The sequence below is a fragment of the Ideonella dechloratans genome, from assembly GCF_021049305.1.
GTDB lineage: Bacteria > Pseudomonadota > Gammaproteobacteria > Burkholderiales > Burkholderiaceae_C > Ideonella > Ideonella dechloratans.
In genome coordinates this window covers 12,873-27,494 of the sequence record NZ_CP088081.1, presented here as the reverse complement: position 1 = coordinate 27,494, position 14,622 = coordinate 12,873, and the positions used below count along the sequence as shown (strand labels likewise).

The 14,622-nt window shown below is 73.0% G+C and carries 14 protein-coding genes; 13 read left to right on the top strand and 1 reads right to left on the bottom strand.

What is annotated here, in order from left to right; genetic code table 11:
- Positions 1-33: 33 nt before the first annotated feature.
- The 3 genes from LRM40_RS00105 (at position 34) to LRM40_RS00095 (ending at position 2,727) form a co-directional block, all read left to right on the top strand.
- Positions 34-612: a lipocalin family protein gene (locus LRM40_RS00105; protein ID WP_151125410.1), complete on the top strand. Its 579-nt coding sequence runs from the start codon at positions 34-36 to the stop codon at positions 610-612.
- An 89-nt stretch (positions 613-701) separates the two neighbouring features.
- Positions 702-1,958 (top strand): FAD-binding domain-containing protein, encoded by a 1,257-nt coding sequence (locus LRM40_RS00100; RefSeq protein WP_231067641.1) that lies wholly within the window; start codon positions 702-704, stop codon positions 1,956-1,958.
- 22 nt (positions 1,959-1,980) lie between these two features.
- The gene (locus LRM40_RS00095; RefSeq protein ID WP_151126067.1) at positions 1,981-2,727 is read left to right on the top strand and encodes an SDR family NAD(P)-dependent oxidoreductase; all 747 of its coding nucleotides are present in this window, start codon (positions 1,981-1,983) and stop codon (positions 2,725-2,727) included.
- Here LRM40_RS00095 and LRM40_RS00090 read toward each other — a convergent pair.
- Complete coding sequence (locus LRM40_RS00090) at positions 2,699-3,820, bottom strand: AraC family transcriptional regulator (RefSeq protein ID WP_310739992.1); 1,122 nt, start codon at positions 3,818-3,820, stop codon at positions 2,699-2,701. The two genes, LRM40_RS00095 and LRM40_RS00090, sit on opposite strands and share 29 nt — an antisense overlap.
- Before the next feature lie 92 nt (positions 3,821-3,912).
- Here LRM40_RS00090 and LRM40_RS00085 point away from each other — a divergent pair, with 92 nt between their 5' ends.
- From LRM40_RS00085 to LRM40_RS00040, 10 genes are all read left to right on the top strand, one after another.
- The gene (locus LRM40_RS00085; RefSeq protein ID WP_151125511.1) at positions 3,913-5,580 is read left to right on the top strand and encodes an acetolactate synthase large subunit; all 1,668 of its coding nucleotides are present in this window, start codon (positions 3,913-3,915) and stop codon (positions 5,578-5,580) included.
- Entirely contained in the window at positions 5,577-7,220 is a 1,644-nt protein-coding gene (locus tag LRM40_RS00080) for an FAD-dependent oxidoreductase (RefSeq protein WP_231067640.1), read from the top strand. The genes LRM40_RS00085 and LRM40_RS00080 overlap by 4 nt, the downstream gene beginning before the upstream one ends.
- Positions 7,221-7,415: 195 nt before the next feature.
- A complete protein-coding gene (locus LRM40_RS00075) occupies positions 7,416-8,051 on the top strand; it encodes a peroxiredoxin (RefSeq protein ID WP_151125512.1) in 636 nt (211 codons plus the stop codon).
- Between the two features lie 60 nt (positions 8,052-8,111).
- Complete coding sequence (locus tag LRM40_RS00070; RefSeq protein WP_151125513.1) at positions 8,112-8,996, top strand: MBL fold metallo-hydrolase; 885 nt, start codon at positions 8,112-8,114, stop codon at positions 8,994-8,996.
- Positions 8,996-9,808, top strand: a complete 813-nt coding sequence (locus LRM40_RS00065; RefSeq protein ID WP_231067639.1) for a sulfite exporter TauE/SafE family protein — start codon at positions 8,996-8,998, stop codon at positions 9,806-9,808. The genes LRM40_RS00070 and LRM40_RS00065 overlap by 1 nt, the downstream gene beginning before the upstream one ends.
- Positions 9,809-10,046: 238 nt before the next feature.
- Complete coding sequence (locus LRM40_RS00060; RefSeq protein WP_151125514.1) at positions 10,047-11,072, top strand: ABC transporter substrate-binding protein; 1,026 nt, start codon at positions 10,047-10,049, stop codon at positions 11,070-11,072.
- Between the two features lie 32 nt (positions 11,073-11,104).
- Positions 11,105-12,064, top strand: coding sequence for an isopenicillin N synthase family dioxygenase (locus LRM40_RS00055; protein WP_151125515.1), 960 nt, complete (start codon positions 11,105-11,107; stop codon positions 12,062-12,064).
- Entirely contained in the window at positions 12,061-12,492 is a 432-nt protein-coding gene (locus tag LRM40_RS00050) for a VOC family protein (protein ID WP_151125516.1), read from the top strand. The genes LRM40_RS00055 and LRM40_RS00050 overlap by 4 nt, the downstream gene beginning before the upstream one ends.
- A 145-nt stretch (positions 12,493-12,637) precedes the next feature.
- Positions 12,638-14,170 carry a hypothetical protein gene (locus tag LRM40_RS00045; protein ID WP_170288952.1) on the top strand — a complete coding sequence of 511 codons (1,533 nt, stop codon included), beginning with the start codon at positions 12,638-12,640 and terminating at the stop codon, positions 14,168-14,170.
- A 125-nt stretch (positions 14,171-14,295) separates the two neighbouring features.
- Complete coding sequence (locus LRM40_RS00040) at positions 14,296-14,613, top strand: DUF805 domain-containing protein (RefSeq protein ID WP_151125517.1); 318 nt, start codon at positions 14,296-14,298, stop codon at positions 14,611-14,613.
- Positions 14,614-14,622 lie beyond the last annotated feature (9 nt).

Sequence of the window (14,622 nt, the reverse complement as noted above, 5' to 3'; positions counted from 1 at the left end):
CGGGGATCCGGCCCTTGCGCTAGGCTGCCGGCCATGACCCGTGCTCTCTACTCCCTGACCCTGGCCGCCGTTGCGCTGGCCGGGCTGCTGTGGGTTCCGGCGTCGGCCCGGGCCGACACGGCGGCCGACGCGCGCTACGCCCCCATCCCCGCGCTGGACCTGCCCCGCTACATGGGCACCTGGTACGAGGTGGCCAAGTACCCCAACCGCTTCCAGCGCGACTGCGCGCGCGACACCCGCGCCACCTACACCCTGCAGCCGCAGGGCACGGTGGAGGTGCGCAACCGCTGCACCCGGGCCGACGGCAGCGTGAACGAGGCGGTGGGCCAGGCCCGCCACGCCGACGACCAGCCCGACGGCGCCCGGCTGGAGGTGCGCTTCGCGCCGGCCTGGCTGTCCTTCCTGCCCTTCGTCTGGGGCGACTACTGGGTGCTGGACCTGGACCCGGACTACAGCCTCTCGGCGGTGGGCGAGCCCGGCGGCAACTACCTGTGGATCCTCTCGCGCACGCCGCAGGTGGACCCGGCGCGCTACCAGGCCCTGCTGGGGCGGCTGGCCGCGCGCGGCATCGACGTGCAGCGGCTGGAAGCCAGCCCGCAGGACGCACCCTGACCCGGCTTTGACGCCGAATGCCGCGCACCGGCGCCCGTGAATCGGGCCGCCGGCGCGCAGGGCCGCGGAGGCCTGCCTAAGCTGGCGGCATGTCTCTGCTGACCGCCGCCGAACTCGACCGTGCCGGCTTCCCGCGCCTGGACCGGCCCGAGGCCCTGGCCCGCCTGGCGGCGGTGCGCCCGGCCGCCTACGCCCGCAGCCGCAATGCGCTGGACGGCGCCGTCACCGGCCTGTCGCCCAGCCTGACCCACGGCGTGCTCAGCCTGCCCGAGGTGCTGGCCGCCCTGTGCGCCCGCCAGGCCCTGCCGGTGCAGCACAAGCTGGTCTTCGAGCTGGGCTGGCGGGCCTACTTCCGCCATGTCTGGCGCCACCGCGGCGCGGGCATCTTCGACAGCCTGCACCCCGGCCCCCGGCCCGAGGCCGCCTACCGCGACACCGTGCCGGCCGATGTGCGCGAGGCCCGCAGCGGCCTGCCGGTGATCGACCAGGCGGTGCGCACGCTCTACGCCAGCGGCCACCTGCACAACCACGCCCGCCTGTGGCTGGCCAGCTACCTGGTGCACCTGCGCGGCGTGCACTGGCGCGCCGGGGCCGACTGGCTGGCGGGCCAGCTGTTCGACGGCGACCTGGCCAGCAACCACCTGAGCTGGCAATGGGTGGCCGGCACCGGCAGCCACCGGCCCTACCTCTTCAACGCCGAGAACGTGGCCCGCCACGCCCCGCCGGCCTGGCACAGCCCCGGCACCGTGCTGGACACCGGCTACGACACCCTGCTGGCCTGGGCCCAGGGCGAGCCGCCGCCGGCCCCGGTCCCCCGGCCGACGGGCGTGGCCGAGCCCGCCCTGCTGTCGGCCCCGCCGGCGGACCTGGGCCTGGTGGCCCCGCAGCCCGCCGCGGTGGCCGGCCTGCCGCTGCGCCTGGTCCACCCCTGGCACCTGGACGATGCCGACGCGCCGCCCGGCGGCCGGGTGCTGGCGGTGTGGCCCAGCGACGGCCCCCGGCCCCTGGCCTGGCGCGCCGAGCGTTGGCGCCGCGTGGGCCAGCGCCTGCAGGCCCTGGCCGGCACCTGCTGGTGGGGCCCGGGCGAGGCCATCGCCCAGGCCCTGGCCGCGGCCGGCCCCCTCATCCTGCGCGACGACCCGCACCTGCCGCCGGCCCTGCGCCGGCTGGCCACCCGGCCCGAGCCGGCCCTGTTCCCCGAGCCCGGGCGGCTGCAGCCGTCGTTCTCGGCCTGGTGGCACCGCGTCACCCCCGGCCTGCACGACGCGGCCGAGTTGCTGCCGCCCGAGCTGGCGCCGCGGCCGCCGGCGCAGGCCACCCTGCCGCTGTGGACCACCACCGCTTGACCTTTCTCCGATGAACCCTGCCATGAGCCCACTCGACAGCCCCAGCGTTCTCATCACCGGTGCCAGTGGCGGCATCGGCCGCGTGCTGGCCGCCCGCCTGCAGGAACGCGCCTGGCGCGTGGCCGTGGTCGGGCGCGAGCTGGCCCGGCTGGAGGCCGTGCCGGCCGAGCTGCGCATCGTGGCCGACGTGACCACGCCCGAAGGCGCGGCCCAGGCCCTGCAGGCCTGCCGTGCCGCCTGGGGCCAGGCGCCCCAGCACCTGGCCCACGCCGTGGGCAGCACGCTGATCGCCCCGCTGCACCGCACCCGACCCGAGGCCCTGCAGACGGTGCTGCAGGTCAACCTGCTGAGCGCGCTCTACACCCTGCAGGCCTGGCTGCAGGCGCGCGAGGGCCAGGGCCCGGGTGCGGCGGTCTTCGTCAGCTCGGTGGTGGCGCGCATCGGCGTGGCCAGCCACGAGGCCATCGCCGCGGCCAAGGGTGGGCTGGAGGCCCTGGTGCGTTCGGCCGCGGCCACCTATGCGCCGCAGGGTCTGCGCATCAACGCGGTGGCGCCGGGCCTGACCGAAACGCCGATGACCGCCGCCATGCTGCGCCTGCCGGCCCAGCGCGAGGCGGCCGAGCGCCAGTACCCGCTGGGCGGGGTGCAGACGGCCGAGCAGGTGGCCGGGGTGATGGCCTGGCTGCTGGGGCCCGAGTCGGACCGGCTCACCGGCCAGGTGCTGGCGGTGGACGGCGGCTTCAGCACGGTGCGCCCGCTGCTGCGCTGAGCGCCAGCGCGCCCTGCCGGGCCTGGCGTCGCAGCCGGCCCGGGCTCTGCCCCGTCCAGCGCCGGAAGGCCTGGTTGAACACGCTCTGGTCGGCATAGCCCAGCTGCCGTGCCAGCGCGGCCAGCGGCAGCGTGCCCTGCCGCAGCAGGGTCAGCGCCAGGGCATGGCGGTGCGCATCCAGCAGGGCCGAGAAGTGGGTGCCCTGGGCCGCCAGCCGCCGCTGCAGTGCGCGCGGGTGCAGGCCCAGGGCGCGGGCCACCTCGGCCTGGGTGCACGGGCCCGGCGGCAGCAGGCGGGTGATGTGCGCGCGCACTAGCGCCACCGTGTCGGGCGCATCCGGCGTGCCCGGTCCCGGGGGCGCGGCCAGCCGCGCTAGGGTGTCGCGGATCAGCGGCGCGTACTGCGTGTCCTGGATGGCGGTGGGGGCGTCCAGCAGCGTGGCGTCCAGCTGCAGCGCGGTCTGCGGCGCGCCCCAGCGCAGCGGCGCGCCCAGGCCGCGCGCCAGGGCCCGGCGCACGGCGGCATCGGCCGGGGCCGGGCAGGCCAGCCGCACCACCTGCGGCGCGAAGTCCGGCTGCCCGCAGACGAAGGCCACCGCATTGCGGGTCACCGCCATCGCAAAGGCCAGCAGCTGGGTCTTGGGCTCCTCGGGGCAGGCCGGCCGGTAGCTCAGCACGGCCCGCGGGCCGGCCACCTCCAGCGCCATCGTGAAGGCGTCCGAATGGGCGCCCAGTCGCTCGCCCAGGGCCGTCAGGGCCTCGCCCACCCGGGCCGGCAGCCGCGCCGCCAGGCCCACCGCGCCCAGCAGGCTCAGGTGCTGCACCGCCGCCAGCCGCAGCCCGAAATCCGGGCAGGCCCAGTCGCGCGCGCCGGCCTCCAGCAGCCGGCACAGGCCGCGGTAGGGCAGGCGCACCTCCGGGTCGTCCAGTGCGGCCAACGGCAGCTTCTGGCGGGCCAGCAGGGCCTCGGCGTCCTGCCCCAGCTGCGCCGCCAGCGCACGCAGGCCGCGCAGGGCGCCCGCGCGGGTCCAGGGCTCGGCCCGGCGTCGGGGGGGCCTGGGGGATGAGGACGGCGCGGCGGGCATGTTGCGCATGTCGCGCATCCTAAAAAACCTGGCGCGCCGGCTCAAGCCGCCGGTCGGCCGCGGCCCTATCGTCCGGCCCAGAACAAACAGGAGACATTCCCATGACCCAGGGCGCGACCGCCATGCTGCGCACGCTGCTCGACGCCGGCGTCGACACCTGCTTCACCAACCCCGGCACCTCGGAGATGCACTTCGTCGCCGCGCTGGACGCCACGCCGACGATGCGCGCGGTGCTGACCCTGTTCGAGGGCGTGGCCACCGGCGCGGCGGACGGCTACGCCCGCATGGCCGACCGGCCCGCCGCCACCCTGCTGCACCTGGGCTGCGGCCTGGGCAACGGCCTGGCCAATCTGCACAACGCCCGCAAGGCGCGGGTGCCGCTGGTCAACATCGTGGGCGAGCACGCCACCCACCACGCGGCGCTGGACACGCCGCTGCAGTCCGACATCGCCACCGCGGCGCGCAATATCTCCGCTTGGGTGCGCACCGCGCAGCAGCCCGCCACCCTGGGCGCCGACGTGGCCGAGGCGGTGAGCGTGGCCCAGGGCCCACCCGGCCAGGTGGCCACGCTGATCCTGCCGGCCGATGTTTCCTGGGGCGAGGGTGCTTCCCCGGCCGCCCCGCGGCCCCCGGCCACCCCCGCGCCAGCCGATGCGGCCCGCGTGGCCGCCATCGCCCAGGCCCTGCGCGAAGCCAGCGCCCAGGGCGGGCGCTGCGCCCTGCTGCTGGGCGGGCGGGCCCTGCGCGAACCGGCCCTGCGCGAGGCCGGTCGCATCGCCGCCCAGCTGGGCCTGCGCCTGCTGGGCGAGGTCTTCCCGACCCGGCTGACGCGCGGTGCCGGCCTGCCGCCGGTGGAGCGCCTGGCCTATCTGGCCGAGATGGCCTCGGTGCAGCTCGCCGGCCTGACCCAGCTGGTGCTGGTGGACGCCCGCCCCCCGGTCTCCTTCTTCGCCTACCCCGGCCAGCCCAGCGAACTCACGCCCGATGGTTGCACCCTGCACACCCTGGCCGCGCCGGACGAGGACGTGCTGGCCAGCCTGAGCGCCCTGGTGGCCGCGCTGGGGGCCCAGGCCGCCGTGCCCGCGCTGCAGCCGCCCTGGCGGCCTAGCGCCCCGCGCGGCAAGCTCACGGCGGAAAAGGTCTGCAAGGCGGTGGGCCACCTGCTGCCCGAAGGCGCCATCGTGGTGGACGAGGCCCAGACCTCCGGCACCCTGCTGCCGGGCTTCACCGCCGGGGCGCCGCGGCACGAGCTGCTGGCCCTGACCGGCGGGGCCATCGGCCAGGGCCTGCAGCTGGCGCTGGGCGCGGCCGTGGCCTGCCCGGACCGCCCGGTGCTGGCCCTGGTGGGCGACGGCGCGGCCATGTACACCCTGCAGGCGCTGTGGAGCATGGCGCGGGAGCGGGCCCATGTGGTGAGCGTCATCTTCAACAACCGCGCCTACGGCATCCTGAACCTGGAGCTGCAGCGGGTGGGTGCCCAGCGCCCGGGCCCGCGCGCGCTGGCCCAGTTCGACCTGGGGCAGCCGGCGCTGGACTTCGTGCAGCTGGCCCAGGGCATGGGGGTGAGCGCCTGCCGCGTGGACACGGCCGAGGCCTTCACCGCCGCGCTGGCGCGGGCCCTGGCCCAGCCCGGGCCGCAGCTGATCGAGGCGGTGGTGCCCAGCGCCTTCTCGGGCCTGAAGCTGCGCGTGCTGCCCTGGCTGCTGCGCGCCCTGGGCCAGATGCCGCTGCCGGTGGCCCGGGCCCTGAAGCGGAAGCTGGCGCCATGAACGGCGTGAAGGGCATGGGCGACACCCTGGACGCCGACCTGCTGGTGGTGGGCGGGGGCCTGGCCGGCCTGCTCACCGCGCTGGGCGCCGTGCAGCGCGGCCTGCGGGTGACGGTGGTGGAGCGCGACGCGCGCGAGCGCCTGGGCGGCCTGGCGCGCTGGGCCTTCGGCGGCATGGCCCTGGTGGGCACGCCGCTGCAGGCGCGGGCCAAGATCCCCGACCACCCCGAGCGCGCCCTGGCCGACTGGCTGCGCTGGGGCGGGCTGAGCCCGGCGGACCCGGCCGACCGCTGGCCCCTGGCCTGGGCACGCCACTATGTCGAGCGCTCCCGCCCGGATGTGCACGACTGGCTGCGCGGCCTGGGCCTGCGCTTCCTGCCGGCCGTCAACTGGGTGGAGCGGGGCCTGAACGGCGAGGGCAACAGCCTGCCGCGCTACCACGTGCTGTGGGGCACCTCGCGTCTGCTGACGCTGCGGGTGATCGCCGCGCTGGAGCAGGCCGCCAGCGGCCCCCGGGCCGACCGCCTGACCCTGCTGTGCGGCACCCGGGTGACGGCGCTGGACTGGACCGACGGGGCGGTGAGCGGCGCCCAGGCGGTGGACGAGGGCCGCGGCACCGTGCTGCGCCTGCGCGCGCCGCAGGTGGTGCTGGCCACCGGCGGACTCAACGGCACGCTGGAAGGGGTGCGGGCCCATTGGCCCGCGGGCCAGCCCTGCCCCGGCGAACTGCTCAACGGCGCCCACCCCTTTGCCGACGGCGCCCTGCACCGGGCCGCCGTGCAGGCCGGCGCGCGCATCGCCGCGCCGGGGGCCATGTGGAACTACGCCGCCGGCATCCCGCACCCGCAGCCGCATTTCGCGGGCCACGGCCTGTCCCTGGTGCCGCCCAAGTCGGCCCTGTGGCTGGACGCCGCCGGCCGGCGCATCGGCCCCGCGCCCCTGGTCACCGGCTACGACACCCACGACCTGTGCCGGCAGGTGGCGGCCCAGGCCCAGCCCTGGACCTGGCAGCTGCTCAACCGGCGCATCGCCCGGCGCGAGCTGGCCATCTCCGGGGCCGAGCACAACCCCCGCATCCGCGAGCGGCAGTGGCTGCCCTTCCTGGCCGAAACCCTGCTGGGCAGCGACCGCCTGCTGGACCAGCTGCTGCGCGAGAGCCCCCAGGTGCTGGCGCACGAACGGCTGGACGGCCTGGCCGCGCAGATGAACGCACTGACCGGCGGGCCGCATGTGGACCCGGCGGTGCTGCAGGCCACGGTGGACGCCTTCGACGCCCACTTCGTGCCCGGCCAGGGCCTGCGCCTGGCCAACGACGACCAGCTGCGCCGCATCCAGCACGCCCGCCAGTGGGGGCCCGACCGTCTGCGCACCTGCGCGCCCGCACCGCTGCAGCGCCGGGGCGATGGGCCCTTCGTCGCCATCCAGCTGCGGCTCATCACCCGCAAGAGCCTGGGTGGCCTGGTGACCGACCTGCACAGCCGGGTGCTGGACGCGCAGGACCGGCCGCTGCCCGGCCTCTACGCGGTGGGCGAGGCGGCGGGCTTCGGTGGCGGCAACGCCAGCGGCCGGCGCTCGCTGGAGGGCACCTTTCTGCCGGGTTGTATCCTCACCGCCCAGGCGGCGGCGCGGCACCTGGGGTGATCGCCCAAGCCTCGCGACGACGAGCGGTGAAAGGGTGGCGTGTCGTCCTCCGGATGGTGACAGGGTCATCTATCGACGTGATCAAGAACATTGATCACAATACCCTGTACGGTATAAGACACTCTCTCCGTCGGTCCTTCGATTCAGGGCCACCCCTCATGCGGGATGCATGCTCGTCTTCTCCAAGGAAACACCATGAACACTCCCAGCTTTCCTCGTCTGAACGAGGCGGCACCTGATTTCCAGGCCAAGACCACGTTCGGTGACCGCAGCCTGGCCGACTACAAGGGCAAGTGGCTGATCCTGTTCTCGCACCCGGCGGACTTCACGCCGGTCTGCACGACCGAGTTCATCGGCTTCGCCAAGGCCGCCGACACCTTCAAGGCCATGAACTGCGAATTGCTGGGCCTGTCGATCGACAGCCTGTTCTCCCACCTTGCCTGGACCCAGAACATCAAGGAGAAATTCGGCGTCGAGATCCCGTTCCCGATCATCGAAGACATCAAGATGGAGGTGGCCAGTGCCTACGGCATGGTGCATCCGGGGGCTGCGGACACGCAGGCGGTCCGCGCCACGTTCTTCATCGACCCCAATGGCATTCTGCGTGCCATGGTGTACTACCCCATGAGCAATGGACGCTCCATCAGCGAGTTCGTCCGTCTGCTGCAGGCCATGCAGACCAGCGATGCGAACAAGGTGGCCACGCCGGAGGGTTGGACCCCCGGATGCGATGTGATCGTGCCGCCGCCCAAGACCAGCGAAGCCGTCTCCAAGCGTCCGGGCGAGGGATTCAACACCGTCGATTGGTACTACTCCACCAAGTCTTTGTGACGTCGTGGGGCCGGCCTGTCCCGCCGGCCCCGGCAAGCCTCGTTTGATCAGGAGACCACCATGGACCTTCCTTCCCGCCTTCAGGTCGAATCCCTGTTCGACGAGGCCACCTTCACCTTCAGTCACATCGTGCTGGACCGGGAGACTGGCAGGTGCGCCGTGGTGGACAGCGTGCTCGACTATGAGGCCGCCTCCGGCCGCACCAGCACCCAGGGCGCTGACCGCCTGATCGAGCGGGTGCGGGCGCTGGGCGCTCAGGTGGAGTGGTTGCTGGAAACGCATGTGCATGCCGACCATCTCTCGGCCGCGCCCTACCTGCAGCGCGCGCTGGGCGGGAAGCTGGCGATCGGCCGCCACATCACGATCGTGCAGGATACCTTCGGCAAGCTCTTCAATGCAGGCACTGAGTTTGCTCGCGATGGCAGCCAGTTCGACCGCCTCTTTGAGGATGGCGACCATTTCGCCATCGGCGGCTTGCAGGCCATGGCCTTGCATACCCCGGGCCATACTCCAGCCTGCATGAGCTACGTGGTGCGTGCTGGCAACGAGACGGTGGCCTTCGTCGGCGACACCTTGTTCATGCCCGACTACGGCACCGCACGCTGTGACTTTCCCGGCGGCGATGCGCGCACCCTTTACCGATCCATCCAGCGGGTGCTGGCCTTGCCGCCGCAGACGCGGCTCTACATGTGCCATGACTACCTGCCCGGCGGCCGCCCGGCGCAGCACATCAGCACGGTGGCCGAGCAGCGTGCGGCCAACATCCACGTGCACGAGGGCGTCAGCGAGGACGACTTTGTCGCGATGCGCCAGGCCCGAGACGCCACGCTCAAGCTGCCAGTGCTGATCCTGCCCTCGGTGCAGGTCAACATGCGCGCAGGCAGCCTGCCGCCGCCAGAGGACAACGGCGTGCGCTACCTCAAGATTCCCTTGAACGCGGTCTGATGACAATGATGTTTGCGGACTGGGGGCCGCTGGGTGGCCTGGGCCTGCTGGTGGGCGCCGTGCTGGCGCTGACCGGCGCGGGCGGTGGCGCGCTGGCCGTGCCCCTGCTGGTGCTGGCCTTGGGCTGGTCCATCCACCTGGCGGCGCCGGTGGCGCTGGTGGCGGTGGGCCTGTCCTCGCTGCTGGGGGCGGCCTTCGCGCTGCGCGAGGGCATCGTGCGCTACCGGGCCGCCGGGGTGCTGGGAGCCGCCGGCATGGTGGCCGCGCCGCTGGGCGTGGCGCTGGCCCAGCGTCTGCCGCAGGGCGTGCTGCTGCTGGCCTTCGTGCTGTTCATGCTCTTCACCGCCCGCCGCATGTGGCGTGACGGCCCGACCGCGGCCGGCCGCGACCAGGCCCCGGCCTGCGTGCGGCCCGAGGGTGAGCAGCGCCTGCACTGGACCCGGCCCTGCCTGTGGGTGATGCTGCGGGTGGGGGCGCTGGCGGGGGTGCTCAGCGGCCTGCTGGGCATCGGCGGCGGCTTCGTCATCGTGCCGGCCCTGGATCGCCATTCCAACCTGGACCTGCGCAGCATCCAGGCCACCTCGCTGGCGGTGATCGCGCTGGTGTCCGTCTCCGGCCTGACGGCGGCCTGGTGGAGCGGGCAGCTGCAGCCCGCCGCGGCGGCGCCCTTCGCGGTGGGCGCGGTGGTGGGCCTGCTGCTGGGCCGGCGCTGGGCCATGCGCCTGTCCACCCGCGCCCTGCGCCGCGGCTTTGCCGTGGTGGCGGTGGTGGTGGCGGTGATGCTGCTGCTGCGCACGCTGAGCCATCTCTGAAGCAGGCCGCTGAACGCCCGCACATTCCCCAGCCTGGGGCTGTCCGCCTCATTCCGGGGGCGTGGCCGCACCGCGGGCGCGCCTGCACGGGCCCTGCGGCGGGCCCGGCCATGGCACGGAATCTGCTGAACCTGGGTCAAGAGTAGAAGCGTTCAGCGGCCGCCCGGAAATTGCTCTGAAACCCCGCCTGCGCGCACGCCCGTGGCGCAGCCCGTGCTGTTTTTCGGAGCTCTCGTCCATGCAACGCCGTTCCCTCCTCCAGGCCGCTGCCGCCGCCCCGCTCATCGCCGCCACGCCCTTCGTGCGCGCCCAGGGCAGCCTGCAGAAGTTCAAGTTCAACCTGGGCTGGAAGTTCGAGGCCTCCGGCGCCGGCTTCCTGCTGGCACAGCAGCGCGGCTACTACAAGGATGCCGGCCTGGACGTCACCATCGACACCGGCAACGGCTCGGCCGGCGCCATCAGCCTGGTGGCCGGCGGGGCCTACGACGCGGCCTCGGCCGACCTGTCCACGATGATCGAGTTCAACCTGGCCAACCCCCTGGCCGCGCTCAAGGCCGTGGCCATCCAGTACGACCTGAACCCCAACGCGGTCATCGTGCGCAGGAACGGGCCCATCAAGAAGCCGGCCGACCTGGCGGGCAAGACCCTGCTGGGCCAGCCCTTCAATGCCTCGCGCAAGCTGTTCCCGGTCTTCGCCAAGGCCCAGGGCTTCGACCCCGCCTCGGTGCAATGGGAGAACGTGGCGCCCGACATCGGCGACACCCGCTTCGTCAAGGGCGATTTCGACGGCGTGGCCTATTTCTACTTCACCGGCCTGCTCAACCTGAAGGCCCGCGGCCTGGGGGCCGATCAGCTCACCGTGTTCCGCTTTTCCGACCACGGCATGAAGTCCTATGGCAACGGCCTGGTGGCCAATGCCAAGGCCATGGCCCAGGCCGACGCGATGAAGGCCTTCGTCAAGGCCAGCACCCGGGGCTGGCTGGACTGCATGGCCGACCCGGCGGCCGGCGCTGCCGCGCTCAAGGCCCGCGAGCCGCTGGTGCGCGAGGATCTGGAGCTCGAGCGCCTGAAGCTCATCCTGGACGGCACGATGAAGACCCCCGACACCCGGTCCAACGGCTGGGGCGCGGCCACCCCGGCGCGCCTGCAGGCCACCATCGACGAGACGGTGGCCGCCTTCGGCCTGAAGAGCGCACCCACCCTGGCCGACTTCTGGACCGACAAGTTCCTGCCCGCCCTGGCCGATCGCAAGCTCAAGGTCTGAGCCTGTCTCCTCCCCACGAACCTGGAGCGGCCATGGGCATTCCCGTGATCGACCTGCTGGGGGCGCTGGCCCCCGGCGGCCCCCGCGTGCCCGAGGTGGTGCGCCAGCTGCGCGAGGCCGCCATGGCCTCGGGCTTCTTCTATGTCCGCCATCACGGCGTGGACCGCTGGATGGTGCAGCGCCAGTTCGCGCTGGCGCGCGAGCTGCTGGAGCTGCCGGCGGAGCGCCGGGCCGCGCTGTCCATCCGCCACTCGCCGATCATGCGCGGCTTCGAGGCCCTGGGCGAGCAGACCCTGGACGCCGCGATGAAGCCCGACCTGAAGGAGAGCTTCTACTGCGGCATGGACTGGCCGGCCGAGCATCCCTTCGTGCAAGCCGGCTACCAGACCTATGGCCCGAGCCAGTGGCCCGAGGAGCTGCCGCAGGCCAAGGGGCTGTGCGAGGCCTACATCGCGGCCATGAACCGCCTGACCGAGCGCATCATGCAGCTGATGGCCCTGTCGCTGGACCTGCCGGAGCGCTACTTCGACACCGCCTGCCGCGAGCCCATGGTGACGCTGCGCATGATCCGCTACCCGGCCCACCCGGCCGATGCCGACGAGCGCACCTTTGGCGCCGGCGCCCACACCGACTGGGGCGCCATCACCGTGCTGGCGCAGGACCACCACGGCGGCCTGGAGGTGCAGACCCCGGGCGGCGACTGGGTGGAGGCCCCGCCGATGGAGGACGCCTTCGTCGTCAACCTGGGCGACATGATCCCGCGCTGGACCAATGGCCGCTACCACTCCAACCCGCACCGGGTGCGCAACCGCCACTCGGGCGGCGCGCCGCGCTTCTCCATCCCCTTCTTCTTCGAGCCCAACTACCTGGCCCGCATCGAGGCCGTGCCCGGCACCGTGGCGCCGGGTGAGCGCCCGCGCTGGGCCCCCTGCACCGCGGGCGAGCACCTGCGCGAGATGTACCAACGCACCTATGCACGGACCCCGGCATGAAGCTCTACGTCAACCTGTTCTGCCGCGACATCGAGGCCCAGCTGGCCTTCTACACCGCCCTGCTGGGCCTGCCCGAGGTAGAGCACGCGCGCTCGCCCATCTACCGGGCGCTGGCTGCGCCGTGCTTCCAGTTCGGCCTGCATGCGCCAGCGGCCTACGGCCTGCTGCAGCTGGACGGGCGCAGCCCGCAGGACGAGGGCGTCCCGCCCGTCACCGCCTACCCCACCTTCATGCTGGACCAGCCGGCGGACGTGAGCACCGGCGCCGAGCGGGCGGTGGCGCTGGGCGGTGCGGTGCTCAAGCCGCCCTACGCCACCTACTACGGCGAATGGCAGACCGTGCTCAACGACCCGGAAGGCCATGTCTTCCGGCTGAGCTGCGCCGCCCTGCCGGAGGGGGTGCAGGCGGCGGTGCTGAGCCTGCCCTGAGCCCAGTGCGGGGCTTGCCGCGGGTTTCACGCGGAGGCTCGCGGTGTGAGCCCTGCGACGGCGGCCCACAGTGCTAACCTTCCTCGGACATCATCACAAGAACCCGAGGGAGGCGAGTCCTCGGGGCGTTCGAGAGAGAGTCACCATGACGCAGCGTGTGAGGCATTTCGTCGGCATTCTGGGCTGCTGGGCCTTGCAGGCCCTGGCGCAGGACCCAGTGCCCCCAGCGACGGACGAATCCCTGCTGACGCCGGCCCGCGCCATGGTCATGCTGGACCATCAGGTGCTGCGCGTGCCGGGCGACGAGGACATCGACCTCACCGGCTTTCACGTCTACCACCAGGTCAATGACTGGCTGTCGCTGGGCGCGGGCGTGTATGCCCCGCTGCTCAAGGGCCAGTACGGCGGCTTCACCGCCTTCGACGTGGGCGCCCACCTGCAGCAGCGGCTGACCGACCGCATCTTCGTCACCGCCGGCCTGGCGGGCGGTGGCGGTGGGGGCGGGCGCAGCATCGAGCAGAGCAAGGTGCTGTCGGGCACGGGCGGCTTCTACAAGGCCTACGCCGGCCTGGGCTACGACTTCGGTCCGGTGGCCGTGGGCGTGAACCTGGCCAAGATGAAGTTCACCCACTCGGCCATCGACAGCACCCAGGCCAACGTCTTCGTCGAGATTCCCTACAGCTACCTGGTGGCGCCGTTCAGCCGCCATGGCCAGGGCCTGTCGGCCAGCGATGCGCGCCTGACCGCCGAGGACAGCGGCGAGAACATGCTGACCCTGGTGCTGGACAACTTCAAGCAGATCCGCCCGGAGGGCTCCTTCAAGGGCACGCTGGGCGTGGCCGACCTGCAGTACGCGCACTTCCTCGCCCCCAACACCTACTGGTATGCCGGCCTGGGCGTGGGCTACTACGGCCTGCCGCTCTACAACCAGGTGCTGGGCGGCCTGGGCCAGCGCCTGCGCGTGTCGCCCCGGGTGAACCTGTACGCCCAGCTGGGCGTGGGCTCGGGCGGCTACGCGCCGGAGAAGATCGACACCGACTCCGGCCTGCTGGTCTATCCGAAGGTCTCGGCCGAGTACGCCCTCACCCCGTCGCTGGGCCTGTCGCTGTCGGCCGGCTACCTGGCGGCGCCCAAGGGCTCGTCGCGCAATGTGACCTACGGCCTGGCGCTGACCCACCACCTGCGTTCGGGCGCGGCCGCTGCCGGCTGGGGCGATGCGGGCGCTGCCAGCCACTACCAGGCCTTCCGCGTCAGCCTGTTCCAGCAGACCGAGTTCCATGTGCGCTACCGCGACCAGGACCGCGGCAACCTGCAGATGGTGGGCACCCAGGTGGACGCCATGCTCGACGAGCGCTGGTTCATCCCGGTGCAGGCGGCCGTGGCCTACAGCGCCTACCTGGGCTACCCCGGCTACGGCGAGCTGCTGGCCGGCCTGGGCCTGCAGACCCGCGCCGCCTCCGGCGAACGCCTGCAGGCCTTCGGCCAGCTGATGGCCGGCACCAATGTGCACGGCCCGGCCGTCAAGGCCAGCGCGGGGCTGCGCTACACCCTGAGCGACCGCCTGGCCCTGAGCCTCAACGCCGGCCGCACCGAGGCCCGCAGCAGCTCCGGCCAGCACTTTGGCGCCACCAGCCTGGGGCTGGGAGTGGATTACCTGTTCGCGGTGCCGGTGCGCTAGACGTCTTCGGCCGCCATGGCTTGACCGGATCCGACCGCCTTGGCAACCCCCGAGTGCGTGGCGTGGCGAGCCCATGCACGCCGCTAACATCGCCCGCACAAACATCACTTCAGGGGGAACCGAAGATGGACTTCAAAGATGCCGTGCGCACCTGCTTCAACAACTATGCGAACTTCAGCGGCCGGGCCGGCCGTGCCGAGTTCTGGTGGTGGGCGCTCTTCTGCCTGCTGGGCAGCGCGGTGCTGGGCGCGTTCAGCCACAAGCTGTCGGCCGTCTTCTCCCTGGCCACCTTCGTGCCCTACATCGCCGTGGCGGCGCGTCGCCTGCACGACACCGACCGCAGCGGCTGGCTCCAGCTGGTCGGCCTGATTCCCCTCGTCGGCTGGCTGATCCTGATCTATTGGCTGGTTCAGGAGAGCAAGAGCAGCAGCCGGTGGGCTTGAGGGGCGCTG

Coding starts and splice junctions, on each gene's coding strand:
- LRM40_RS00105 (WP_151125410.1), top strand. CDS start 34: ATGACCCGTGCTCTCTACTCCCTGACCCTGGCCGCCGTTGCGCTGGCC.
- LRM40_RS00100 (WP_231067641.1), top strand. CDS start 702: ATGTCTCTGCTGACCGCCGCCGAACTCGACCGTGCCGGCTTCCCGCGC.
- LRM40_RS00095 (WP_151126067.1), top strand. CDS start 1,981: ATGAGCCCACTCGACAGCCCCAGCGTTCTCATCACCGGTGCCAGTGGC.
- LRM40_RS00090 (WP_310739992.1), bottom strand. CDS start 3,820: ATGCGCAACATGCCCGCCGCGCCGTCCTCATCCCCCAGGCCCCCCCGA.
- LRM40_RS00085 (WP_151125511.1), top strand. CDS start 3,913: ATGACCCAGGGCGCGACCGCCATGCTGCGCACGCTGCTCGACGCCGGC.
- LRM40_RS00080 (WP_231067640.1), top strand. CDS start 5,577: ATGAACGGCGTGAAGGGCATGGGCGACACCCTGGACGCCGACCTGCTG.
- LRM40_RS00075 (WP_151125512.1), top strand. CDS start 7,416: ATGAACACTCCCAGCTTTCCTCGTCTGAACGAGGCGGCACCTGATTTC.
- LRM40_RS00070 (WP_151125513.1), top strand. CDS start 8,112: ATGGACCTTCCTTCCCGCCTTCAGGTCGAATCCCTGTTCGACGAGGCC.
- LRM40_RS00065 (WP_231067639.1), top strand. CDS start 8,996: ATGACAATGATGTTTGCGGACTGGGGGCCGCTGGGTGGCCTGGGCCTG.
- LRM40_RS00060 (WP_151125514.1), top strand. CDS start 10,047: ATGCAACGCCGTTCCCTCCTCCAGGCCGCTGCCGCCGCCCCGCTCATC.
- LRM40_RS00055 (WP_151125515.1), top strand. CDS start 11,105: ATGGGCATTCCCGTGATCGACCTGCTGGGGGCGCTGGCCCCCGGCGGC.
- LRM40_RS00050 (WP_151125516.1), top strand. CDS start 12,061: ATGAAGCTCTACGTCAACCTGTTCTGCCGCGACATCGAGGCCCAGCTG.
- LRM40_RS00045 (WP_170288952.1), top strand. CDS start 12,638: ATGACGCAGCGTGTGAGGCATTTCGTCGGCATTCTGGGCTGCTGGGCC.
- LRM40_RS00040 (WP_151125517.1), top strand. CDS start 14,296: ATGGACTTCAAAGATGCCGTGCGCACCTGCTTCAACAACTATGCGAAC.